We start from the raw sequence: 23456 nt of genomic DNA on the forward strand, positions 1-23456 counted from the left end.
GACCCCCGCCGTCGAGTTCCGCGGCGTGAACAAGTGGTTCGGCACCGCCCACGTCCTGCGCGAGGTCTCCCTCACGGTGGCGAAATCCGAGCGAATCGTGATCTGCGGCCCCTCGGGCTCGGGCAAGTCGACCCTGATCCGCTGCGTCAACGGCCTCGAGGCCCACCAGGGCGGCACGATCCGGGTCGCCGGCCAGGACCTCACCCCGGCCCGCATCCCGGCGGTGCGGCGGACCGTCGGCATGGTGTTCCAGCACTTCAACCTGTTTGCCCACCTCACCGTGCTGGAGAACTGCACCCTGGCGCCGATCCACGGGCGCGGCATCGGGCGTCGGGCCGCCGAGGCGCGGGCGCGGGACGAACTCGAACGCCTCGCCGTCGCGGATCTGGCGGACCGCTACCCCGGCCAGCTTTCCGGCGGGCAGCAGCAGCGGGTGGCCATCGCCCGCGCCCTCTGCCTCGACCCGGCGGTGATGCTGTTCGACGAGCCGACCTCGGCCCTCGACCCCGAGATGGTGCAGGAGGTGCTCGACGCCCTGACGGATCTCGCGGGACGCGGCATGACCCTGCTCTGCGTCACCCACGAGATGGGCTTCGCCCGGCGGGTCGCCGACCGGGTGGTGTTCATGGACGCGGGCCAGATCGTCGAGGTCGCGCCGCCGCAGGCCTTCTTCGACCGGCCCGAGCATCCCCGCACCCGGGAATTTCTCGCGCGTCTTCTCTGAGGGACGGGAGGCCCCGCGCTGCGGGCGCGGCCCCGGCGGAGTTGTGCCGGCGCAGGACCGTTCGCGAAACCGGACGCTCCGGTTCGTTAACGCCGATGCGCTAAATCCATCCCGGTACTCGCGTATCCGGGAAGCCCGTCCCTTGCGTATCCTGCGGAACATCGTCGTCGGCAGCGTCTTCGGCGGCAGCGCCCTGGTCATCGCCTTCGCCTGCGTCGACCGGCTCGACCATCCGGCGCCCCGGGCGGCCGTGCCGGTGGCCGCCCTCACCCGGCTCCGCCCGCCCGAGCCCACCGTGACGGGCGCGCTCCCGGCCGAGACCGGCCCCTCGATCAGCGACATCCTCGGGCGCGACGCCGTCGCCCGCCAGACCGTCACCCGTCCGCCCGTGCCCAAGGCCTCCACCACTCGCGAAACCCCTGCCCGCGAGACGGCGGGTCGGGCCCCGGCCAAGCCCGTGGCCAAGGTCGCCGCCGCGCCGGCCCCGAAGCCGGCGAAAAAAACCGCCGAGGGCTTCGACACCGAGCGCCTGAACGCCCTCATGCGCGGCGACCCCGCCGTCACCCTCGCGCGCACGCGCTGAGCCCGCCGGGCGCCCCGAGCGCCCCCGCCATGCGCCATCCCGCACGGGGCGCGTCCCTGAACGCCTGCTATAAGCCGCGCCCGGTCCCCCCGCGGGCCGCGGCGAGGCCGCCGGCAAAGGGCCGGCGGCAAGGGGAGGCGGCCTTTGGGTCTGATCTACGCGCTCGGCGCCTATCTCAGCTGGGGCCTCGTGGTCCCGGTGCATTTCCGCCTGCTCGACGCCGTGCCGGCCCCCAGCATCCTGGCCCACCGCATCGTCTGGTCGAGCCTGCTCGTCGCCGGCCTGCTCGTGGCCCTGCGCCGCCGGATCCGGACCCCCTTCCCCCTGGTGCGCCGGCACGGGCTCCTCGTCCTGTCGGCCGGCCTGATCGGCGTGAACTGGCTCCTCTACCTCCGGGCCGTGCAGTCCGGGCACATGCTCGACGCCAGTCTCGGCTACTTCATCAACCCGCTGATGAGCGTCGGCCTGGGCGCCCTGGTGCTGGGCGAGCGCCTGCGCCCGGTCCAGGCCGCGGCGGTGGCGCTGGCCGCCGGCGCCGTGCTCCTGGCCGTCGCCCTGGCGGGCAGCCTGCCCTGGGTCTCGCTCGCGCTGGCCGGCAGCTTCTCGCTCTACGGGCTCGCCCGCAAGGTCGTGGGCGTCGACGCCATGGTGGGCTTCGCCGCCGAGACGCTGGTGCTCCTGCCGGTGGCGCTGCTCTACCTCGCGGCCTTCGCGCCGCCGGTGATCCAGGGCGACCCCGTGCGGGCCGGCCTGATCCTGCTCACCGGAGTCACCACGGCCCTGCCGCTGATCTGGTTCGCGGCGGCCGCCGAGCGGCTCACCCTGGCGACGCTCGGGCTGATGCAGTACCTCGCGCCCTCCTGCCTCCTCCTCCTCAGCACCCTCGTCTACGGCGAGCGGCTGGAGCCGCACCGGATGGTGCTGTTCGGGCTGATCTGGCTGGCGCTGGCGATCTACGCCGCCGACGCCTATCGCGCCGCCCGGCAGGCGCGGGCCGCCTGAGGGCCCGCGCCGGAACCCCTCGCCCCGAACCCCTCGCCCCGAACCCCTCGCCCCGAACCCCTCGCCCGAAGCCCCGCCGCGTGCGATCCTGGCCCCCCGGGAGGAGGTGACCCGTGCCGACCAACCGCATCACCGACATCGCCGGCCTCCGGGTCGGCCACGCCAGCGATCCGCGCCTCGCCAGCGGGGTCACCGCGCTCCTCTTCGACGAACCCGTGGTGGCGGGCGTCGACGTGCGCGGCGGCGGCCCCGGCACCCGCGAGACCGAACTCCTCGATCCCGAGCGCACCCTGGAGCGCATCGACGCCCTGGTGCTCTCCGGCGGCTCGGCCTTCGGCCTCGACGCCGCCGCGGGCGTCGTCGCCCACCTCGCCGAGACCGGGCGCGGCTTCGCGATCGGCCCGGCCCGGGTGCCGATCGTGCCGGCCGCGATCCTGTTCGACCTCCTCAACGGCGGCGACAAGGCCTGGGGCCGGTTCTCGCCCTACCGCGACCTCGGCTACGCGGCGGCCCTCGCCGCCACGCGGGCGTTCGCCCTCGGTTCCGTCGGGGCCGGGACGGGGGCGGCCACCGCCAACCTGAAGGGCGGCATCGGCTCCGCCTCGGCGGTCGTCGCGGGCCTCGCGGCCGCCGGCGTCGCGGCCGGGGGGCCGGCCGAGAGCGGATCGCCCGTGCGGGTCGGGGCGCTGGTGGCGGTGAACGCCTTCGGCCGGGTGACGCTGGGGGAGGGGCCGCATTTCTGGGCCGGCGCCGACGAGGTCGGCGACGAATTCGGGGGCCTCGGATTGCCCGCCGCGATGCCGGCCGATGCCTTCGCCTGGCCGCCGCGCAAGGCGCTGGCCGGGGCGAGCACCACCCTGGCGGTGGTGGCCACCGACGCCGCCCTCACCAAGGCCCAGGCCCTCCGCCTGGCCGTGATGGCCCAGGACGGCCTCGCCCGGGCGATCCGCCCGGTCCACACGCCGCTGGACGGCGACGTCGTCTTCGCGGTCTCCACCGGGCGGGTGGCGCTGGCCGATCCCGTCACCGACCTCGCCCGCATCGGCGACGCGGCCGCCCGAACCCTGGCGCGCGCCGTGGCGATCGGCGTGCATCGCGCGACGGTGCCGCCCGGATGGGCCGGGCCGCCGGCCTGGCGGGATCGCTTCGGGACGTGACCGGTTCGGAACGCGGCCGGCCCGGTTCAGGCTCGGCGCGATTCGGGCTCGGCGCGATTCGGGCTCGGCCCGGTTCACGTCTGGCCGAGTTCGGCCTTCGAATCCGCGATGAGGCCGGCGAGGCCGGCATCGACCTCGGCCCCGAGCAGGCGGCGCTCGGCCTCCGTCAGGTCGGCGGCCCAGCCGCGCTGGCCGAAGCCCTCCGCGCACTTGGCCCGCTCGGCCGTAAGATAGGCCTCCGTCTCGGCGGGCTGCGTCCGCATGGCCTGGACCAGGCCGAACCAGGCCGCGCGCTCCACCACCGCGAGGCGGGCGCGCAGGCGGATCATCACCGCGCGGTCGGGGTCGACGTCGTCCATGGCGTGTCCGGTCTCCGGGAGCGCCGCGTCAGCGCCGCGGCTCGCAGCGCGTCTTCACGTAGGTGCCCTGGTCGTTGCCGTGCCCCGCATTGGCGGCGAGCACGGGCCCCTGCATCAGGCATTCCTGCAGGGTGTGGGCGGGGCCCGTGATGATGTCGAGCGCCGTGTCCCGCGAGCAATCCGGGGCCTGGACGGTGGAGGCGCAGACGAGGGCGACGACGAGGACTGGGTTCATGGGGGGATTAACTGGATCAGGCCGGCGACGCGGCAAGGGCGGCTTTTGCCGCGGGTGCAGTTTAATGCCTGCGGGGTGATGCCTGCGGGGCTCCTCGACACCGGCCGCTCTCCGCGCCGGCCCGCGTTCCTCCTTTGTTCAAGTAGGGACTCTGGGATCGCGTCGGTCAAGGCCAAGATGCCTAGGATATCGCGCCTAGGTTCTTGCACCTAGGACAAGAGGCTCATCCTCCGCATTCCCTTCCAGGGTGACTCGAACGAAAGAGGAACAAAGGGGGACCTGCCGGCTCTGTCTGCGCGCCGGGTGCGGCCCATGGCCTGTGGATGCCGGCCCCGCGCGACGGACCGGCCCGATGGCGCGCGTGTTAAGGTCTTCGTGCGAGAGCCAGGAGGTGCGGAGGACCAGCCTCCGCGCGGGAGCCGGAGCAGGCATGACGGTCGGCATCGAGATGGGTCTGAGCATGGGGCCGGGGGCGGAGCCCGCGCGCCTCGACCTCGAGGAGCTCCTGGCGACGCGTCTCCTGGTCCAGGGCAATTCGGGCTCGGGCAAGTCGCACCTGCTGCGGCGCCTGCTGGAGCAGAGCGCCGGCGCGGTGCAGCAGGTGGTGATCGACCCCGAGGGCGACTTCGTCACCCTGGCGGAGGCCTACGGCCACGTGGTGGTGGACGGCGCCCACGGGGAGGCCGACCTGCAGGCCATCGCCGCGCGGGTGCGGGCGCACCGGGTCTCGGTGGTGCTCACCCTGGAGAGCCTCGACATGGAGGCACAGATGCGCGCCGCGGCCGCCTTCCTGGGCGGGCTGTTCGAGGCCGAGCGCACCCACTGGCACCCCGCCCTGATCGTGGTCGACGAGGCCCAGATCTTCGCGCCGGCGGCCGCCGGCGACGTCTCCGACGAGGCCCGCAAGGCCTCGCTGGGGGCCATGACCAACCTGATGTGCCGGGGCCGCAAGCGGGGCTTGGCCGGCATCATCGCCACCCAGCGCCTGGCCAAGCTCGCCAAGAACGTGGCGGCCGAGGCCACCAACTTCCTGATGGGCCGCACCTTCCTCGACATCGACATGGCCCGCGCCGCCGACCTCCTCGGCCTCGACCGGCGCGGGGCCGAGCGCTTTCGCGACCTGTCCCGGGGCGAGTTCGTGGCGCTCGGCCCGGCCCTGAGCCGGCGGCCCCTGGCGCTGCGCATCGGCCCGGTGACGACCTCGGCGCGCTCCGGCTCGCCGAAGCTCGTGCCGCTGCCCGCCCCGGCGGATGCGGACCTGCGCGCCCTCATCCTCACCCGCTCGCCCGACGAACCGACCCTGGCCTGGGCGCCGGCGCCGCGCACGCCGCCGACCCCGCGCGCCACCCCGGCCGATCTGATGCGCGAGCTCAGCGCCTACCGTCCGGAGCCGGTGGAGGCGCCCGAGCCGATGAGCGAGGACGAGATCCGCGCCGGGCTCGACGCGGTCCTGCGCGGCATCGCCGCCGACCCGGATGCCGGCGGCCAGCCGGTGGCGGTGGTCTACCAGGACTTCCTCGTGCGCTGCCGGATGCGCGGCCTCGACGGCGAGGCGATCAGCCTGGCCGCCTTCCGCCGCCGCCTCGGGGTCGCCCGGGCCGGGTTCGACGGGGCCGACGTCGCCCCGGACGAGGCGGACGGGCGCTGGGAGGAGGCGCAAGGGGTCGCCGCCACCCTGCCGGACGAGGTCCAGGGCCTGTTCCTGCTGCTGGCCCGGGCGGCCCTCGCCGGCGAGCCCTGTCCCGGCGACGAGGCCCTGGCCCGGGCGATCGGCAGCCGCTCGCCCGGCCGGGCCCGGCGCCTGCTCGCCTATGTGGAGACCCGCGGCACCATCGTGTGCCGCATGGATTACCGCGGCAACCGCATCGTCGCCCTGCCGGCCCTGGCCTGCGAGACCGGACCCGGTGATCCGAAGGCGCCGGTCGAGGCCAAGTCCGGCGCCGCGGCCGCGGCGCCGCCGGCCGCGGAATCCGGCCTGCCGGGCCTGTTCGCCGCCGAGTAGGCCCGCGGGCGAACAGGCTCTCAGCTGAACAGACCTGGGGCCATCGCCGCGCGCAGCATCTGCGCGAGGCGGTCCAGCGCCGGGGAGCGGCGCCCGGTCGAGGCCCGCAGCGACAGACCGATCCGGGGCAGCGCCGGCAGGTTGGCCTCGGCCGGCTCCAGGGCGCGGAGGGTCGGCGGCAGCCCGTGGGGCACCCGCAGGGCGATGCCGAGGCCGGCCCCCACCGCGGCCCAGAGCCCGGTCAGGCTCGGCGACGCGAAGGCGACCCGCCACGGGATCGCGGCCCCGTCGAGGGCCCGCAGGCCCGCCTGGCGGAACAGGCACGGCGCGGCGAAGGCGACCAGGGGCAGGGGCGCGTCGGGCGCGCGCACGAACCCGTCCCGCGGCCCGATCCAGGCCATCGGCAGGTCGAGGCGCGCGAGCGGCGCCGGGCCCGGCCAGGCCTCCGACGGCACGGCGCCGGATTCCCAGGCCAGCACGAGGTCGAGGCGCCCGGCCTGAAGCCCCGCCAGCAGGGCGGCGTTGGTCTCCACCCGCACCTCCACCTGCACGCCGGGGTGCTGGCGCGCGAAGGGGCCCAGGAGGCCCGGCAGCCAGGTCTCGGCGAAATCCTGCGGCAGGCCGAGGCGGACGGTGCCGGCCAGCGCCGGTTCGCGCAGCCGGGCCAGGGTCTCGTCGTTGAGGGCGAGCAGGCGCCGGGCCGGGCCGAGGAGGGCCTCGCCGGCCTCGGTCAGGGCGAGGCCCCGGCCGGACTTCCGGGTCAGCGGCTGGCCGAGTTGCGCCTCGAGCTTGCGCAGCTGCAGGCTGAGGGTGGACGGCGAGCGGCCGAGGCGGTCGGCGGCCTTTGCGAAGCTGCCGAGGTCGATTCCGGTGACGAAGCTGCGCAGGGCATCGAGGTCGAGGCTGGTGGCGACCATTCGGTTTTCCCAAACGATCCGTTCGGATCTTCGCGATTTTCGCGACGATGCTGCGCCTCTAAGCTTGGATGGGTCAACACCACACCCCGCGAACCCCCACCCGCAGGAGCCCCCCATGCCGTTCGTCCGCGTCACCCTCTCCGGCCTGCCCCCGAGCGGGCGCGCCCGCGAGGCACTCCAGGGGGGCGTCACCGCCCTGATGGCCGAGGTCCTGGGCAAGCGCGCCGACCTGACGGCGGTGCTGGTGGAGGGCACGGCGCCCGGGGCCTGGAGCATCGGCGCGGAACCGGTGGAAACCGCGGCCCATCTCGAGGCCACGGTCACGGCCGGCAGCAACAGCCCGGCCCAGAAGGCGGCCTTCCTCGCGGCGGCGCACCGGCTGCTCGCCGAGACCCTCGGGGCGGGCCTGCCCCTCGCCACCTACGTGGTGGTGAACGAGGTCCCGGCGGAGTCCTGGGGCTATGGCGGGCTCACCCAGGCGCAGCGCGCCCGGGACCGGGCCTGACGGGGGCCTTCAGCGCTTCGTGGCGGCCTCGTAGTATTTCGGCTCGAACAGGCCCTCCAGGGGGACGTCCTTGTCGAGGGTGCCGATCGAGACCTGGTAGGCCTGCATCGCCTTCGTGGCCGCGATGATCTGGCGCGGGTCGGCGGTGAACTTCGCCGCCGGCGAGGTCAGCGCCCGGGTGATGGTGGCGGTGTCGGTGATGCCCTTGCCCAGCGCCGCCTCCACGGGCTTGGCCGCGCGGGCCGGATCGCTCTTCAGGAGCTCGGTGGCGCGCACCACGGCCTTCACCAGGCCTTCCACGGCGGCGGGGTTCTTGTCGGCGAAGGCCCCGAACACGCCCACCACGGTGCCCGGCTGGTCGGGGAACATCTCGCCCCCGGTGGCGACGAGCTTGATGGCGGGGTTGCGCATCTGCACGATGGTGAGCGCCGGCTCGCGGATCGAGGCGCCGTCGACGGCCCCGGCCAGCATGGCCTGCTGGGTCGCGTCGATGCCCATCGCCACCACCTCGGCATTGGCCTTGTCGGCCTTGGCCACCTGCCAGAGCCAGTGCTGCAGGGTGGTGTTGGGCACCGAGCCCGGCGGCTGCGTGGCGAGGCGGGCGGGTTTGCCCTCCTTGGCCCGGAACTGCGCGAAGGCCTGCGCCTTGTCGGCGCCGTCGGCGAAGTAGGGCGCGAGCTTCGGGCCGGCCACGAACACCATCTCCTCGATGGCGGTGGCGGCCACCACCCGCACGTCGATGCCCTTGGTGCGGGCGACGGCCAGCGGCGCGACGCCGGCGACGTAGACGTCGATGGTGCCGGAGGCCAGGGCCTGGATCATGTTCGGGCCGGATTCGAAGGTGGTGAAGGTGGGAGCGAGGCCCGCCTCCTTCAGCCAGCCCTCGCCGTTGGCCACGAAGATCGGCGCCGCGCCGATCACCGGGATGACGCCGATGCGGACCGGGACCGGCGCGGCGGTCTGCGCCGCGGCCGGTCCGGCGGCGAGGAGGCCCGCGCTGGCGGCGAGGGTGGCGGCGAAGAAGGTCGCGGCGAAGGTGACGGTACGGCGGGTCGGGCGCATCGGGTGGTTCCGGTCGGGGGCGGGCCGAACCCGGGCGCGCACGCGGCGGGACGGCGTGCGGCGGCGCGGGGCCGGCCAGGAGGATGCCGCGCAGTGGCACGCACGGGGCGTCAGCGCAAGAATCCGCTCCGGTCTCGGCGCCCCACCCCGGATGTTTGGCGTTTTCATCTCCGCCGCATGCGCGAAGGAGAAGATGAATCTCCTGCCGGCGAAGGGTTGCAGGCGGGCCGGCAAGGTCGAGAGCCCGTCGAATTCGCCCGCGCCGCCTTCGGGATCCGTCCCGTTACGGGAACGGGTCCGGACCCACCCCGTTGTCACCCCGTCGCGGCACCGGCCGCCGACGTGAGATTGAGGGAAACCTGTTATGAGCCTCCTCGGCAGCATCGTCAGCAAGATCCTCCATCCGTTCGGCGGCGGCGACGCGCAGGCCAAGCCGTCCGAGGCGAACGCACAGCCCTCCGCCGGCGGTTCGGACGCCCCCGCCTCGACCCCGACCAGCACCGGCGCCCCGGCCGGCGGCCCCGTCGACGTCGAGCAGGTGCTCAACGGCATGGCGGCGAAGAATTCGCAGACCCTGAACTGGCGCACCTCGATCGTCGACCTGATGAAGCTCCTCGACCTCGATTCGAGCCTCACCGCCCGCAAGCAGCTCGCCGACGAACTGCACTACACCGGCGACAAGGAGGACTCGGCCACGATGAACGTCTGGCTGCACAAGCAGGTCATCAAGAAGCTCGAGGAGAACGGCGGCAAGGTGCCGGCCGATCTCAAGGACTGATCTTTTTTCGGACGATCCGGCGCGGCCCGATGTCGGGTCGCGCAGAGGGGCAGGGGACGGCGTTCCCTGCCCTTTCTCGTGTCACCGCTTACCATGAAGGGGCAGGCGTCTGCGGCCTGGATCAGTCGGATGTCCGGCCGGCTTGTTCGTCTTCCATGTGGCGCCGCAGCACGGCGTTCATGCGCGCCTGGTAGCCCTTCCCACCACGTTTGAAGAACGCGACCACATCCCGGTCGAAGCTCGCGTGCACCGTCGTCTTGACCGGCGGCAGGCCGATCGTCGCCTCCGCCCAGTGGTTCTCGTCGGAGGCGGGGTTGTCCGCATCATCGGCCGCGAGCCGCTCGATCTCCGCGGGGGGCCTGGCGTGAAGGGCGGTCCAGTCCGTTCGTCCCGGAAGCGCCTTAGCTGTCTTGCTGACGGGCACGGAAAATCCTCCTTTCCTTTCGGCCCGCGAGCCGAGCCGAGATGATACGATACCTGGGCGGCCGCACCGTGAACGTGACGTTCAGAACGAGCCCGCCGTGTGCGACGAGCATATTGAACCGTTTTTCACCGTAGTCCCAGCGCCTGTCTTCGACGATCAGCGCGAAGCGTCCGTCGAAGACCTCATCGAGGTCGGCGAAATCGATCCCGTGAAGCGCAATGTTCGCGGCCGCTTTGAGATCGTCCCAGACCGTGCGCTCCGCCTCGCCCATCGTCTCGGCCGGTGGTGTGACGTGGGGAGAGGATCGCTGCCGCGATCGCCCGACGCGAAACGCCATCCTAGGGAGAAAAAATCCAGCTTTGCAACCGGGGGTATCGATCGGCTATGGCGCGGGAACCCGCCTTCAGCCCTCCAGCCGCTGCCCCAGGCGCCCGGCAAGATCCTGGATGAACTGGAACGCGGTCCGGCCCGAGCGCGAGCCGCGGGTGGTCGCCCATTCGAGGGCCTCCGCGCGGACCCGGTCCGGCTCGGCGCGCAGACCATGGCGCGCGACATAGGCGCGGATCATCGCCAGGTACTCGTCCTGGCTGCACTTGTGGAAGCCGAGCCAGAGGCCGAAGCGGTCGGAGAGGGAGACCTTCTCCTCCACGGCCTCGCCCGGGTTGATCGCCGTGGAGCGCTCGTTCTCCACCATCTCCCGGGCCAGCAGGTGGCGCCGGTTCGAGGTGGCGTAGAACAGCACGTTCTCGGGCCGTCCCTCGATGCCGCCGTCCAGCGCCGTCTTCAGGGACTTGTACGAGGTGTCGTCCCCGTCGAAGGAGAGGTCGTCGCAGAAGACGATCCAGCGATGGGCGTCGCCCCGCAGCGTCGCCATCAGGTCGGGCAGGGCCTCGATGTCCTCGCGATGGATCTCCACCAGCTTCAGGGGGAGGGCGCCGGGCGCCCGCGCCGCGTTGATCTCCGCGTGCGCCGCCTTGACCAGCGAGGACTTGCCCATGCCGCGCGCGCCCCAGAGGAGCGCGTTGTTGGCCGGCAGGCCGTCGGCGAACAGGCGGGTGTTCGCCACCAGGGTGTCGCGGGCCCGGTCGATGCCGGTCAGGAGGCCGATCGCCACCCGGTTGACGCGTGGCACCGGGATCAGCCGGCGCTCCGGCCCCCACAGGAAGGCGTCCGCTTCCGTCAGGTCGACGGGCGCGCGCGGGGCGGGGGCGGCGCGCTCCAGGGCGGCGGCGATCCGCTCCAGCACCGGCAGGAACGCCGCCAGGGTTGCCGGATCGACGGCCGGGTCGGCGGGGGGCGTGGCGGTCATGGACGGCTCCTCGAACTCGGGTCCCGCGACGGGGCGGACAGGGCGGGTCAGACGTGGCGGGTCAGACGTGGCGGGTCGGACGTGGCGGGTCCCGTGCTTTACGGTGCCGGAGCGCCGCGATGAACCCGATAAATCGCGCCGCCGCCGGCGATTCGCGGCCCCGGACCCATTCGCCTCACCCGGGCGGCGTTGCTTTCACTTAGGCCCTGGCTATAGTCCGCGCGCTTTTTGACAAGCCCGGACGCCCCCTCGACCGAGGGTCTGGCGGCGCGGGCCTTATCCTTGAGGAGTCACCCGCTTGATCACCCCCGCCTTCGCGCAAGGGGCCACCTCGGCCGCTGGCGGAGCGGACATCGCCTTGCAGGTGGTGCCGTTCGTCCTCATCTTCGTCATCATGTACTTCCTGATCCTCCGCCCGCAGCAGCGCCGCGTGAAGGAGCATCAGAACATGGTCAAGAACGTCCGCCGCGACGACACCGTCGTGACCACCGGCGGCATCGTCGGTCGCGTCACCAAGGTCGCCGACGAGGCCTCGGAGATCGAGGTCGAGATCGCGCCCAACGTCCGCGTCAAGGTCGTGCGCGCGATGATCTCGGAAGTCCGCGTCAAGGGCGCGCCGGTCAAGGCCGCCTGAAGGCGGCGACCCGGGCGCTGCAGGCCGGGCCCACGGCCCGCGGCGCCCTTGAGGAAACGGACACAGGACGGACCCGGCGGATGCTGCGCTTCTCGAGAACCAAGATCGTCACGACGCTGGCCGTCATCCTGATCGGCCTCAGCCTCGCCGTGCCGAGCTTCTTCTCGGCCGAGCAGCGCAGCCACTTCATGGCCTCCCTGCCGAGCTGGTTCCCCAGCTGGATCGTGCCCCAGCGCGCCATCGTGCTGGGCCTCGACCTCCAGGGCGGCTCGCAGCTCCTCCTCGAGGTCGACCAGAACGACCTCGCCAAGTCCCTGACGACGGCCCTGCGCGACGATGTCCGCCGGGTCCTGCGCGAGGCCGGCGGGGTGACGCCGGAGGGCGGCATCCAGATCATCCCGCGCGGCGTCCAGCTCCGGATCTCCAACGAGGCCGCCCGCGCCAAGGTGCTGCCGAAGCTGCGCGAGCTCGCGCAGCCGATCTCCAACGCCCTGGTGGGCCAGGGCGGCGGCCAGACCCTGACCGTCGCCGAGAAGCCCGAGGGCGTGATCCAGCTCACCCTCACGGATGCGGGCCTGACCGACCGGACGCGCCGGGCCGTGACCCAGGCCATCGAGGTCATCCGGCGCCGCATCGACTTCGGCGGCACCAAGGAGCCCTCGATCCAGCAGCAGGGCGCCGACCGCATCCTCGTTCAGGTCCCCGGCCTCCAGGATCCGCAGAAGCTGGAGGACCAGCTCGGCAAGACGGCCAAGCTCGAGTTCCGGATGCTGGCGGATTCGCCCTCCGGCGACGTCGACCTGCTGCCCTCCAAGGACGAGAAGGGCGCCCGCGTCCCCGTTGAGCGTCGCGTGATGGCCTCCGGCGCCGACCTCACCGACGCCCAGCCGGCCTTCGACCATCAGACCCAGGAGCCGATGGTCAGCTTCAAGTTCAACCTGAAGGGCGCCCAGAGCTTCGGCCAGGCGACCTCGGAGAATGTCGGCCGCCGCATGGCCATCGTCCTCGACAACGAGGTGGTCTCGGCCCCCCGCATCAACACGCCGATCACCGGCGGCTCCGGCCAGATCACCGGCAACTTCACCGTGGCCCAGGCCAACGAGCTCTCGATCCTGCTGCGGGCCGGCGCGCTCCCGGCCAAGCTCACCGTGGTCGAGCGCCGCGTCGTCGGCCCCGGCCTCGGCAGCGACTCGATCCAGGCCGGCAAGTACGCCACCCTGGTGGCCGGCGCCCTCGTCATCGCCTTCATGTTCGCCACCTACGGGGTGTTCGGCTTCTTCGCCAACATCGCCCTCATCGTGCACGTGGGCCTCATCCTCGGCCTGATGTCGGTGCTGGAGGCGACCATGACCCTGCCGGGCATCGCCGGCATCGTGCTCACCATCGGCACGGCGGTGGATTCCAACGTGCTGATCTACGAGCGCGTGCGCGAGGAGGTCCGGGCCGGGCGCTCCATCGTGTCGGCCCTCCAGGCCGGCTTCGACAAGGCCTTCGCCACCATCATCGATTCGAACTCGACCATGGCGATCGCCGCCCTGATCCTGTTCTTCCTCGGCTCCGGCCCGGTGAAGGGCTTCGCCGTGGTCTTCATCCTCGGCATCCTCACCACGGTCATCACCGCCGTCACGCTGACCCGGATGATGATCGCCCTGTGGTACAACATGGCCCGGCCCAAGGCGCTGCCGTTCTAATCCGCCGTTCGCCCGTTCACCGTTTGCAAGAGGAGGTCGATCCGATTTTCGCGTGATCCGCTCGGTCGCCACGCCACCACGTCATTCCGGGGCGCCGCAGGCGAGCCCGGAATGACGGGGAGCCCGGAGGAGACGAGCGCGGCCACGCAGAAGCCCGATCGACCGCATCGCCGAAAGACCCGAGACCGATCATGCGCCTGCTCCGCCTCTGGCCCGACGAGTCGCACGTCGACTTCATGCGCTTCCGGCGCATCACCTTCCCGCTCTCGGCGTTCCTGTCGGTGGCGACGGTGGTGTTGTTCCTCACCGTCGGCCTGAACTTCGGCATCGACTTCAAGGGCGGCACCCTGGTGGAGCTGCAGGCGAAGTCGAAGACGGCCGATGTCGGGGCCGTCCGCCACACCGCCAACGGCTTCGGCTTCGGCGAGACGGAAGTGCAGGAGCTGGGCGGCGAGGGCACCGTCCTGGTGCGCTTCCCCCTGCAGCCGGGCGAGCAGGGCCAGACCGCCGTGATGCAGAAGGCGCACGCCGCCTTCGACGCCGAGTACGAATTCCGCCGCACCGAGACCGTGGGACCGCGCGTCTCGGGCGAGCTCGTGCAGTCCGGCACCATCGGCGTCGTGCTCTCGGTGCTCGCCGTGCTGTTCTACCTCTGGTTCCGCTTCGAGCGGGAGCTGGCGCTCGGCGCCATCGTGGGCACGCTGCACGACATCGTGCTGACGCTGGGCGTCTTCGTCATCAGCCGCATCGAGTTCAACATGACCTCGATCGCCGCGATCCTGACCATCGTGGGCTACTCGCTCAACGAGACCGTAGTGGTGTTCGACCGGACCCGCGAGCTGATGCGGCGCTACAAGACCATCCCCACGGTGGAGCTCCTCAACCTCTCCATCAACTCGACGATGTCGCGCACGGTGATGACCGCGACCTCGGCCTTCCTGTCGCTGCTCGCCCTGGTGCTGTTCGGCGGCGAGGCGATCAAGGGCTTCGCCATCGTGATGCTGGCCGGCGTCGTGATCTGCACCTACTCGGCGATCTTCGTCTCGACGCCGGTGCTGATCTATCTCGGCCTGATGCTCTCGGGCGTGAAGGCGCAGGGGCGCCCGGCCGGCGGGCGCGTGCCCCAGGCGGCGGAGTAGGGGCGGGCATGGCGTCCCTCGGCAGCCTGCACGACGGCTTCGTTCCCGGGCGCCACCTCATCGACGCCTACGGCAACGGCGGCTTCCGCTTCGCCGAGATGTCGCATCGCGGCTCGATCCTGGTCACGCCGTCGGGCATCCGGGCCTGGGACGTGGGCGCGCCCCGCGCCATCGACCGGAACAGCCTGCGCCCGATCCTCGCCGAGGCCGGGGCGGTGGACCTGCTGCTGATCGGAACCGGGCTCGAGATCGCGCCTTTTCCTGATGCGCTCCGGCGCTGGCTCAAGGAGGGCGGCATCGGCTTCGACGTGATGCAGACGGGGGCGGCGGCGCGCACCTACAACATCCTCATGGCGGAGAACCGCAAGGTCGCCGCCGCCCTGATCGCGGTCGCATGATGAATTGCGGGACATGACGGATTCGGACACCCGGACCAGCCCGGCCGAGGGCAACCTCACCTTCGCCTTCCAGCATTGCGAGGCCCTGGTCCGGGAGGGCGATCCCGACCGCTACTTCGCCACCCTCTTCGCGCCCGCGAGCGCCCGTCCCCACCTCTTCGCCCTCATCGCCTTCAGCCTCACCGTCGCGCGGGTCCGCGAGGCCGCCTCCAACCCGATGGCCGGCGAGATCCGCCTGCAATGGTGGCGCGACGCCCTCCAGGGCGAGGCCCGCGGCGACGTGAAGGCCAACCCCGTGGCCGCCGCCCTCGACGACGCCATCGTCCGGCGCAAGCTGGGGCGCCAGCCCTTCGTCGATCTGATCGACGCCCGGGTCTTCGACCTCTACGAGGACCCGATGCCCCGGGTGAACGACCTCGAGGGCTATTGCGGCGAGACCGTCTCGGCCCTGATCCGCCTCGGCGCCCTCGTCCTCTGCGACGGGGTCGAGCCCGGCGGGGCGGCGGCCGCCGGCCATGCCGGCGTCGCCTACGGGGTCACCGGCCTCCTGCGGGCGCTGCCCTGGCACGCCCGGGCCGGCCAGGTCTACCTGCCCGCCGACATCCTCAAGACCTACGGGGTCACCCGCGAGGACATCGTCACCGGGCGCGGCGGCCCCGGGCTCCTGCGGGCCACCGCCGATCTCCGGGCGCTGGCCCGCCGCCACCTCAAGGCCTACGCGGCGGCCCGCGCCACCATCGCGCCGGCGGCCCGCCCCGCCTTCTTAGCCGTCGCCCTGGTGGAGCCCTACCTCGCCGCCATGGAGCGGCCGGGCTACGACCCCCTCAACACCGTTGTCGAGATCCCGCGCTGGCGCCGCCTCTGGACCCTCTGGCGGGCCTCCCGCCGGGCCTGAGGGCGGGCCGGTCGCCCATGAAAAAGGGCGGCCCCCGAAGGAGCCGCCCGTCATCCCTCGCGAAAGAGGCGGCCCCGAACGAGCCGCCCCGTCATCCGTCGCGAAAAATCCGCCTCAGCGGGCCTTCTTCGTCAGCTTCTCGGCGATCTCGAACATCTCCTGGGGCGCGTAGTCCGGGGTGAAGGCCGAGGGCACGCCGGTGAGCTGGTGGATCTTGCCGCCGTCGGGCATCCCCTCGACGACGCTGAGCTCGCCCGGCGGGTCGCCCGGAAGCGCCACCTCGCCGTTGCCCCAGATGCCGGCCATCTCGGTGTAGTCGCCCGGGCTGAAGGTGTAGAGCCGGCGGTGCGAGCCCTCCTGCAGGTACTTCTGGCACTCGGGGATCTTGTCGAGGTTGATGTTCGGGGTCGGCAGGAACTTCTCGATCTCGACGCCGGTGATCTTCTTCAGCGCCAGGGCGTAGGCGTGGGCGTGCACCGAGCCGCGCACCAGCAGATAGCCGCAGACCTCGCGGCCCGTCGGGTCCGTCAGGGTCTCGTAGACGCGCAGCTTGTGCAGGCGGGCGCCGCACTCGAGGTGGAAGTTGTGCAGCAGGTCCACCACGACGTTGCCCGTGGTGGTGATGAAGTCGTTGTTCCAGGACGCGCCGTTGCTGTTGACCGGCGTGACGCCGCCGCCGTTCGACAGGAAGGCGGCCGCGAGGCGGATGTCCTTCATGTCCTCGAACGGGGCCTTCGAGATGTCGCCGCCGTCCTTCTCGTCGCCGTCGTTGTCGGGGCCGTTGTTCAGCATCGCCACGCCGTTGCTGACGAGCTCCACGTGACCGAGTTCCTCGGCCGTGATCGCGGCGACGAGGCTATAGAACGGGCGCAGCTTCGATTTGCTTCGAAAATTGAAGCTCTGGAACATGTAGTTTCCCAGGGTCGACATCTCGCCGTACTTGCCACCGAGCAGTTCCTGCAGGGCCGCAGCGGCGTTGGGATCCTTCCGCTTGGGGGCGGGAAGCTCGGCCTGTAGCTTGTCGACGCGCATAAACATGGATTAAATCTCCGCTTCCCGTCGTTCGGGGTCTCGACAGGGAAGTGGTCGCCGGACGCGCATGTTCCGCTGGCCCGGCCAGGAATGCGGCGGCCGCGGCGTCGCGGACCGGGGCGGGTGCGCCGGCGGCGCGGACGGATCTTCGTGCAACACCCTCTGAATACATGATTAACCGCGTTGAGCCGGCCGAACGGCTCTGCTAGCAACGGGAACAAGGCCCGGCATGAGATCGGGTTGCCCTGGAGGAGGACGGCCCCCGTGAACACAGTGACCACCTGGAATCAGGTCTACGACCCATTCGGGAACGCCTGGCTCTCGACGCTTGCGGCCTCGCTGCCCGTCATCGCCCTGCTCGGCATGATCGCGAGCGGCAAGGTCCAGGCCCATATCGCGGCCGTGCTCTCCCTCGTGCTCGCCTTCTGCGTCGCCGTCTTCCTGTTCGGCATGCCGGGCGACCTCGCCCTGCGCGCCTCCGGCTACGGCGTCGCCCTCGGCCTGTTCCCCATCGGCTGGATCATCCTGAACGTCATCTTCCTCTACCGCCTGACGGTGGAGAAGGGCTGGTTCGCCACCCTCCAGCAATCGGTGGCGGGCATCACCACGGACCGGCGCCTCCAGCTCCTCCTCGTGGCCTTCGCCTTCGGCGCCTTCTTCGAGGGGGCGGGCGGCTTCGGCACCCCGGTGGCGGTGACGGGCGCGATCCTGATCGGCCTCGGCTTCTCGCCGCTGGCCGCCTCCGGCCTCTCGCTCATCGCCAACACGGCGCCCGTGGCCTACGGGGCGCTCGGCGCGCCCATCCAGGGCCTCGCCTCGGTGACGGGCTACGATCCCTACATCCTTGGCGCCATGATCGGCCGGCAGCTGCCGTTCTTCTCGATCATCGTGCCGTTCTGGCTGATCTGGGTGTTCGCGGGCTTCCGCGGCATGATCAAGATCTGGCCCCCGATCCTGGTCTGCGGCGGCTCCTTCGCGGCGGCCCAGTTCCTGATCTCGAACTACGTGAACCCCTGGATCGTCGACATCGGCGCCTCCCTGATCTCGATGGCCGCCCTGGTGGCCTTCCTCAAGGTCTGGCAGCCCAAGGAGGTCTGGACCTCCCCGGCGCTTCGCGGCAACGACCCGTCGATCGGCTACGTCAACGGCGGCCGTCCGGTCTCCCTGGGCGCCGCCGTCCCGGGCGACCTGCCCAAGGTGGATCTCGGCGGCCGCACCGCGACCTCCCGCGAGATCGCGATGGCCTGGGTTCCGTGGATCATCCTCTCGGTGATCGTGGCGATCTGGGGCACCGGCTGGTTCAAGAGCCTCGTCAACCCGATCTTCACCTGGAAGTACGAGGTCCCGGGCCTGCACAACGTCATCATGAAGGTGCCGCCGGTGGTGGCCAAGGCTCATCCGGAAGCCGCCGTCTTCGCCTTCACCTACATGTCCTACACCGGCACCGGCGTGCTGTTCGCGGCGATCATCTCCGGCCTGATCATGCGCTTCTCGCCCTGGCGCCTGGTGACGGCCTACATCGAGACGATCTGGGTCTTGCGCTACTCGCTCATCACCATCGCGGCGATGCTGGCTTTGGGCGTGCTCACCCGCTACGCCGGCGTCGACGCCACCCTGGGCCTCGCCTTCGCCGGCACCGGCATCCTCTACCCGTTCTTCGGCACGCTGCTGGGCTGGCTCGGCGTCGCGCTCACGGGGTCGGACACGGCCTCCAACGTGCTCTTCGGCGGCCTGCAGAAGATCACCTCGGAGCAGCTCGGCCTGTCGGGCATCCTCATGGCCTCGGCGAACTCGTCGGGCGGCGTGATGGGCAAGATGATCGACGCCCAGTCGATCGTCGTCGCCTCCACCGCCACCGGCTATTTCGGCCAGGAGGGCAAGATCCTGCGCTTCGTGTTCTGGCACTCGATCGTGCTGGCCTGCCTGGTCGGCGGCCTCGTGATGCTGCAGGCCTACGTGCACCCGTTCAGCGCGATGGTGATCCACCCGTAGGGGCGATCCGCTCGACACCCTGACGACAGGGCCCGCCCCGGAGACGATCCGGGGCGGGTTTTTTCGTGACCGCGCACGGCCCGGGGGCCGGCCGCCCGCGATGCCGCTTGTGTCCCGGGCCGCGCGGGGGCAAGTCCTGGGGATGTTCTTCCGCAAGCTCGCCGCGCGCTACAGCCTCGCGAACCTCAAGCCGGTGGAGACCGCGCGGCTGCGCCTCGCGCCGCTGGTGCCGTCCGACGCCGAGGCCCTGCGCGCCCTGACCGACGACCCGGCCATCACCGGGGCGGTCGACTTCCTGCCCGCCCCCTTCACCCTGAAGGACGCGCGCCAGCTCATCGGCCCGGCCAAGGTGACGAAGGACTGCTTCCTCGGCGCATGGCTGCGGACGGACGGGGCGCTCGCGGCGGTGATCGGCCTGCACCTGCGCGGCGACCACGCCGCCGAGGTCGGCTACTGGGTCGGCGGCGCGGCCCGGGGGCAGGGGCTCGGCACCGAGGCGGTCACCGCCGCGGTGGGCCTGCTGCAGGAGCGCTTCCCCCACCGCGTCATCATCGCCCAGTGCCGCCCCGAGAACGCGGCCTCGGTCGGCCTCCTGCGCAAGGTCGGCTTTCGCGACACCGGCGACCCGGGCCAGCTGCCCGGACGCCGGATCTTCACGGTCGCGTCGGCGTGACCGGGGCCGGGATTCCGGTCGCCGGCAGGTCCGACGCCCGCCGGCGGTGGACGACGACCGTGGCCAGGAGACCGCAGGCGCCCCCCAGGGCGAGCCACAGGCCGGGGGCCGCCTTGTTGCCCGTCTCCGCGATGAGCCAGGTGGCGACCAGCGGCGTCATCCCGCCGAACAACGCGGTCGCCAGGGAATAGGCCAGGGAGAACCCGGCCGTGCGCACCTCCGGCGGCACGATCTCGGTGAGCGCCACCACCATGGCGCCGTTGTAGCCGCCATAGAGGAAGGACAGCCACAGCAGCACCCCCAGCATGGTCTCGAAGCTCGGATGCGCCACGAGCCAGGCCAGGGCCGGATAGGCGGTGACCAGGGTCAGGCCCGAGAACAGCAGCAGGATCGGGCGCCGGCCGATCCGGTCGGAGAGCGCGCCCATCACGGGGAGCCAGACCAGGTTCGACACCGCGACGCAGAAGGTGACGATCAGGCTGTCGGTGTCGGAGAGCCGGAGGACGGTCTTGCCGAAGGTCGGGGTGTAGACCGTGATCGCGTAGAACGCGATCGTGGTCATCGCCACCATCAGCATTCCGAGCCCGACGATCCGCCAGTTCCGCCCCAGGGTGCGCAGCACCGCGCCCACCGGCGGGTGGACCTTGCGGGCCTGGAAGGCCGGGGTCTCCTGCAGCGAGCGCCGGATGTAGAACAGGAACGGCACCAGGAGGCAGCCGATCAGGAAGGGGATGCGCCAGCCCCAGGCGCCCATCTCGGCCGGCATCAGCAGGCGGTTGAGGGCGTAGCCGATGGCCGCCGCCGCCATGATCGCCACCTGCTGGCTGCCCGATTGCCAGGCGACATAGAAGCCCTGGCGGCCGGGGGGCGCGAGTTCGGCGAGGTAGACCGAGACGCCGCCGAGCTCGACCCCGGCGGAGAAGCCCTGGAGCAGGCGGCCGACCAGCACCAGGATCGGCGCCACGAGGCCGATGCTGGCGTAGTCGGGGACCAGGGCGATCAGGATCGTGCCGGCGGCCATGATGGCCAGGGTGACGATGAGCCCCTTCCGGCGGCCGACCCGGTCGACATAGGCCCCGAGCAGCACGGCCCCCAGGGGCCGCATGAGGAAGCCGGCCCCGAAGGTCATGAAGGTCAGCATCAGCGCGGCGACGTCGCTCTCGCTCGGGAAGAACGCCTTGGCGATGTAGGCGGCGTAGAACCCGAAGGCGAAGAAGTCGAACATCTCCAGGAAGTTGCCGCTCGTCACCCGCAGGACGGCGGCGGCCCGGGAGCCGGCCTGGTCGTGATCCGCATGGCCCGCCATCGCAGTTCCTCGCCTGATACGTTCGGCCCTGGGCCGTTCATCCCAGGGTGACCGCATTTTTTCGCCGCCGCTAGGGCGGGGGAGGGGCGGAGCGGTTTCAATGCGGGCGCCGTGTTCGGGGCGCCGCGGCGGGCTCCCTACTCGGCCGCGATCTGCGCCGGTCCGTGGCCGAGCCAGGCCGCGAGGTCGGCCCGGGCCCGGTCGGTCATCGCCTTCTTCTTGGCCACCGCCTTCTCCGGCCCCTTCAGGCGCTTGCCCCCCTCGCCCTTCGGGGCGTGGTCGAGGGGCGGGAACAGGCCGAAATTCACGTTCATCGGCTGGAACGAGCGCGGGGCGCCGGCCTCCTCGGCCGCGATGTGGCCGCCGGTGATGTGGCCGATCAGGGCACCCAGCGCCGTGGTGGCGGGGAGGGGCGCGAGGGCCTCCCCGCGCGCTTCGGCCACCGCGAAGCGGCCGGCCATCAGGCCGATGGCGGCGCTCTCCACGTAGCCCTCGCAGCCGGTGATCTGGCCGGCGAAGCGCAGGGACGGCCGCGCCTTCAGGCGCAGGGTCGCGTCGAGGAGGCGGGGGCTGTCGAGATAGGTGTTGCGGTGGAGGCCGCCCAGCCGCGCGAACTCGGCGTTCTCCAGGCCGGGAATCGTGCGGAACACCCGGACCTGCTCGGAATAGGTCAGCTTCGTCTGGAACCCGACCATGTTGTAGAGGGTGCCCAGCGCGTTGTCCTGGCGCAGCTGGACGATGGCGCAGGCCTTCACGGTGGGGTCGTGCGGGTTGGTGAGGCCCACCGGCTTCATCGGGCCGTGGCGCAGGGTCTCGGGGCCGCGCTCGGCCATGACCTCGATCGGCAGGCAGCCGTCGAAATAGGGGGTCGAGGCCTCCCACTCCTTGAAGCCGATCTTGTCGCCGGCGACGAGCGCCTGGATGAACCGGTCGTACTGGTCGCGATCCATGGGGCAGTTGATGTAGTCGGCGCCCGTGCCGCCGGGCCCGACCTTGTCGTAGCGCGACTGGAACCAGGCCTTGCCCATGTCGATAGAGTCACGGTGCACGATCGGCGCGATCGCGTCGAAGAAGGCCAGCGACTCGGCCCCGGTCAATTCGCGGATCCCCTGCGCCAGGGACGGGGCGGTGAGGGGGCCCGTGGCGATGATGGTGCGGCCCCAGGCCTCGGGGGGCAGGCCCTCGACCTCCTCGCGCACGATGCGGATGCGCGGATGGCCCTCGATCGCCGCGGTGACGGCCCGGGCGAAGCCCTCGCGGTCGACGGCGAGCGCCCCGCCGGCGGGAACCTGGTGCGCGTCGGCCGCGCGCAGGATCAGCGAGCCAAGGGTGCGCATCTCCTGGTGCAGGAGGCCGACGGCGTTGCCGTTGGCGTCGTCCGAGCGGAACGAGTTCGAGCAGACGAGTTCGGCGAAGTCGCCCCCGTGATGGGCCTCGGTGCCGCGCACCGGGCGCATCTCGTGGAGCACCACGTCGTGGCCGCTCTCGGCGATCTGCCAGGCGGCTTCCGACCCGGCGAGGCCGCCGCCGACGATGTGGATGGGCAAGGATTCCGCGTGGTCCGTCATCGGCACGGGATAGACCCGCCCGGGACTTGGATCAATGCGGGGCTTGGATCAATGCGGGGCGGCTCAATGCAGCTGCGGCGAGACCAGGAAGCGCTCCCGGTCCGAGGAGGTCACCGAGAGCTTGAGGGGCTTGCCGTCGCGCTGGATCGTCAGGGGCACCCGCACCCCGGCCTCGCCCAGGGCCCAGACCTGGCGGAAGAAGCCCGCGAGGTCGGCCACCGGCTCGCCCGCCACCGCCACGATGACGTCGCCCGGGCGCAGGTCCGCCGCCTCGGCGGGACCGTCGTCGGCGAGCCCCATCACCACCACGGACTCCTCGCCGTCGCTGGCATAGAGCCCGAGCCAGGGGCGGACCGGCCGGTCGACGCGCCCGCGGGTGGTGAGGTCGTCGAGGATCGGCGGCAGCAGGTCGATCGGCACGATCATGTTGATGGTCTTCGGTCCGGCGGTGCCGCCCTGCTGCAGCTGCAGGGAGCCGATGCCGAGGAGCGCCCCGTCCGGTCCGATCAGCGCCGCCCCGCCCCAGTGCGGATGCGAGGGCGCGGTGAACAGGGCCTCGTCGAGGACGTATTCCCAGTAGCCGGCGAATTCCTGGCGGGCGACGATCTCCACGGCGAGGCTGCGCGCGCGTCCGCCGACCCCGGCCATCACGGCCCGGTCGCCGATCTTGACGGGCGCGGAGCGCCCGAGCTTCAGCGGCTTGATCCGCAGGTCGCCCAGCGCCTGGACGAGGCCGAAGCCGGTGACCGCGTCGAAGCCGACCACGTGGCCGGGCACGGAGCGCCCGTCATGGGTGGTGAGCCAGACGGAATCCGCCTCGGTCACGAGGTAGCCGATGGTGAGGACGAGGCCGTCCTCGCCGATGACGACGCCGTTGCCGGCCCGCTCGGTGCCCAGCGTCTCGGCGGTGAAGGCCTCCGGCGGTACCCGCGTGGAGAGCGCCACGACGGCGGTGAGCGCCTGCTCGAGGTCGTAGCCGTAATCTGCGGCCTTGGGCTGGGCGGATGCGGGGATCTTCCAGTCTCCGGGCGAGGCCATGGGCGCGTCTTTCCTGCCGTCGTGTCGTGTCGA

The 23456-nt window shown here is 71.9% G+C and carries 25 protein-coding genes; 14 read left to right on the plus strand and 11 right to left on the minus strand.

Annotated elements, in window-relative coordinates; translation table 11 throughout:
• The first annotated feature begins 25 nt into the window (after positions 1-25).
• The 4 genes from ASF18_RS04240 (at position 26) to ASF18_RS04255 (ending at position 3466) form a co-directional block, all read left to right on the plus strand.
• Positions 26-724, plus strand: a complete 699-nt coding sequence (locus ASF18_RS04240; protein WP_244472583.1) for an amino acid ABC transporter ATP-binding protein — start codon at positions 26-28, stop codon at positions 722-724.
• Positions 725-866: 142 nt separating this feature from the next.
• A complete protein-coding gene (locus ASF18_RS04245; protein WP_056222033.1) occupies positions 867-1307 on the plus strand; it encodes a hypothetical protein in 441 nt (146 codons plus the stop codon).
• 144 nt (positions 1308-1451) lie between these two features.
• A complete protein-coding gene (gene rarD / locus ASF18_RS04250) occupies positions 1452-2309 on the plus strand; it encodes an EamA family transporter RarD (RefSeq protein WP_056349768.1) in 858 nt (285 codons plus the stop codon).
• A 113-nt stretch (positions 2310-2422) separates the two neighbouring features.
• On the plus strand, positions 2423-3466 hold the full coding sequence (locus tag ASF18_RS04255) for a P1 family peptidase (RefSeq protein WP_056349770.1): 1044 nt from the start codon (positions 2423-2425) through the stop codon (positions 3464-3466).
• Between the two features lie 74 nt (positions 3467-3540).
• Here the strand turns inward: ASF18_RS04255 and ASF18_RS04260 are convergent, their stop codons facing one another.
• Positions 3541-3825: a hypothetical protein gene (locus ASF18_RS04260; RefSeq protein ID WP_056222045.1), complete on the minus strand. Its 285-nt coding sequence runs from the start codon at positions 3823-3825 to the stop codon at positions 3541-3543.
• Positions 3826-3853: 28 nt separating this feature from the next.
• On the minus strand, positions 3854-4060 hold the full coding sequence (locus tag ASF18_RS04265; RefSeq protein WP_056222048.1) for a hypothetical protein: 207 nt from the start codon (positions 4058-4060) through the stop codon (positions 3854-3856).
• A 430-nt stretch (positions 4061-4490) separates the two neighbouring features.
• On the opposite strand from ASF18_RS04265, the gene ASF18_RS04270 reads away from it, so the two are divergent.
• Positions 4491-6062 carry an ATP-binding protein gene (locus ASF18_RS04270; RefSeq protein ID WP_056222051.1) on the plus strand — a complete coding sequence of 524 codons (1572 nt, stop codon included), beginning with the start codon at positions 4491-4493 and terminating at the stop codon, positions 6060-6062.
• A gap of 20 nt (positions 6063-6082) precedes the next feature.
• On the opposite strand, the gene ASF18_RS04275 is transcribed toward ASF18_RS04270, so the two are convergent.
• Positions 6083-6979: a LysR substrate-binding domain-containing protein gene (locus ASF18_RS04275; RefSeq protein ID WP_056349772.1), complete on the minus strand. Its 897-nt coding sequence runs from the start codon at positions 6977-6979 to the stop codon at positions 6083-6085.
• A 115-nt stretch (positions 6980-7094) separates the two neighbouring features.
• Here ASF18_RS04275 and ASF18_RS04280 point away from each other — a divergent pair, with 115 nt between their 5' ends.
• On the plus strand, positions 7095-7484 hold the full coding sequence (locus ASF18_RS04280; protein ID WP_056349774.1) for a tautomerase family protein: 390 nt from the start codon (positions 7095-7097) through the stop codon (positions 7482-7484).
• Positions 7485-7493: 9 nt separating this feature from the next.
• Here the strand turns inward: ASF18_RS04280 and ASF18_RS04285 are convergent, their stop codons facing one another.
• Complete coding sequence (locus ASF18_RS04285) at positions 7494-8546, minus strand: ABC transporter substrate-binding protein (RefSeq protein ID WP_056222058.1); 1053 nt, start codon at positions 8544-8546, stop codon at positions 7494-7496.
• 364 nt (positions 8547-8910) lie between these two features.
• Here ASF18_RS04285 and ASF18_RS04290 point away from each other — a divergent pair, with 364 nt between their 5' ends.
• The gene (locus ASF18_RS04290) at positions 8911-9324 is read left to right on the plus strand and encodes a DUF3597 domain-containing protein (protein ID WP_056274936.1); all 414 of its coding nucleotides are present in this window, start codon (positions 8911-8913) and stop codon (positions 9322-9324) included.
• Positions 9325-9445: 121 nt separating this feature from the next.
• Here the strand turns inward: ASF18_RS04290 and ASF18_RS04295 are convergent, their stop codons facing one another.
• The 3 genes from ASF18_RS04295 to ASF18_RS04305 form a co-directional block, all read right to left on the minus strand.
• Positions 9446-9748 (minus strand): BrnA antitoxin family protein, encoded by a 303-nt coding sequence (locus ASF18_RS04295; RefSeq protein ID WP_056349776.1) that lies wholly within the window; start codon positions 9746-9748, stop codon positions 9446-9448.
• Positions 9726-10019 (minus strand): BrnT family toxin, encoded by a 294-nt coding sequence (locus ASF18_RS04300; protein ID WP_056349778.1) that lies wholly within the window; start codon positions 10017-10019, stop codon positions 9726-9728. Before ASF18_RS04300 ends, ASF18_RS04295 begins: the two co-directional genes overlap by 23 nt.
• 132 nt (positions 10020-10151) lie before the next feature.
• Positions 10152-11057 (minus strand): ATP-binding protein, encoded by a 906-nt coding sequence (locus ASF18_RS04305; protein ID WP_056222067.1) that lies wholly within the window; start codon positions 11055-11057, stop codon positions 10152-10154.
• 298 nt (positions 11058-11355) lie between these two features.
• On the opposite strand from ASF18_RS04305, the gene yajC reads away from it, so the two are divergent.
• From yajC to ASF18_RS04330, 5 genes are all read left to right on the plus strand, one after another.
• The gene (gene yajC / locus ASF18_RS04310) at positions 11356-11691 is read left to right on the plus strand and encodes a preprotein translocase subunit YajC (protein WP_055949106.1); all 336 of its coding nucleotides are present in this window, start codon (positions 11356-11358) and stop codon (positions 11689-11691) included.
• Between the two features lie 80 nt (positions 11692-11771).
• A complete protein-coding gene (secD, locus tag ASF18_RS04315; protein ID WP_056222070.1) occupies positions 11772-13382 on the plus strand; it encodes a protein translocase subunit SecD in 1611 nt (536 codons plus the stop codon).
• Positions 13383-13573: 191 nt separating this feature from the next.
• Positions 13574-14521 carry a protein translocase subunit SecF gene (gene secF, locus ASF18_RS04320; RefSeq protein ID WP_056349780.1) on the plus strand — a complete coding sequence of 316 codons (948 nt, stop codon included), beginning with the start codon at positions 13574-13576 and terminating at the stop codon, positions 14519-14521.
• A gap of 8 nt (positions 14522-14529) precedes the next feature.
• A complete protein-coding gene (locus ASF18_RS04325) occupies positions 14530-14919 on the plus strand; it encodes an MTH938/NDUFAF3 family protein (protein WP_056349782.1) in 390 nt (129 codons plus the stop codon).
• A 13-nt stretch (positions 14920-14932) separates the two neighbouring features.
• Entirely contained in the window at positions 14933-15814 is an 882-nt protein-coding gene (locus tag ASF18_RS04330) for a phytoene/squalene synthase family protein (protein WP_056274930.1), read from the plus strand.
• Between the two features lie 114 nt (positions 15815-15928).
• Here the strand turns inward: ASF18_RS04330 and ASF18_RS04335 are convergent, their stop codons facing one another.
• Positions 15929-16852: a manganese catalase family protein gene (locus tag ASF18_RS04335; protein ID WP_056222081.1), complete on the minus strand. Its 924-nt coding sequence runs from the start codon at positions 16850-16852 to the stop codon at positions 15929-15931.
• Positions 16853-17119: 267 nt separating this feature from the next.
• Between ASF18_RS04335 and ASF18_RS04340 the strand changes: the two genes are divergently transcribed.
• Positions 17120-18838: an L-lactate permease gene (locus ASF18_RS04340; protein WP_056222231.1), complete on the plus strand. Its 1719-nt coding sequence runs from the start codon at positions 17120-17122 to the stop codon at positions 18836-18838.
• A gap of 142 nt (positions 18839-18980) precedes the next feature.
• On the plus strand, positions 18981-19511 hold the full coding sequence (locus ASF18_RS04345; RefSeq protein WP_056349784.1) for a GNAT family N-acetyltransferase: 531 nt from the start codon (positions 18981-18983) through the stop codon (positions 19509-19511).
• On the opposite strand, the gene ASF18_RS04350 is transcribed toward ASF18_RS04345, so the two are convergent.
• The 3 genes from ASF18_RS04350 to ASF18_RS04360 form a co-directional block, all read right to left on the minus strand.
• A complete protein-coding gene (locus ASF18_RS04350; protein ID WP_056349786.1) occupies positions 19492-20817 on the minus strand; it encodes an MFS transporter in 1326 nt (441 codons plus the stop codon). The genes ASF18_RS04345 and ASF18_RS04350 overlap by 20 nt on opposite strands.
• Positions 20818-20954: 137 nt before the next feature.
• Positions 20955-22385 (minus strand): methylenetetrahydrofolate--tRNA-(uracil(54)-C(5))-methyltransferase (FADH(2)-oxidizing) TrmFO, encoded by a 1431-nt coding sequence (gene trmFO / locus ASF18_RS04355; protein ID WP_056349788.1) that lies wholly within the window; start codon positions 22383-22385, stop codon positions 20955-20957.
• A gap of 63 nt (positions 22386-22448) precedes the next feature.
• Positions 22449-23423 (minus strand): S1C family serine protease, encoded by a 975-nt coding sequence (locus tag ASF18_RS04360; RefSeq protein WP_056349789.1) that lies wholly within the window; start codon positions 23421-23423, stop codon positions 22449-22451.
• Positions 23424-23456: the final 33 nt, after the last annotated feature.

It is taken from the genome of Methylobacterium sp. Leaf89, from assembly GCF_001422215.1.
Classification (GTDB): domain Bacteria; phylum Pseudomonadota; class Alphaproteobacteria; order Rhizobiales; family Beijerinckiaceae; genus Methylobacterium.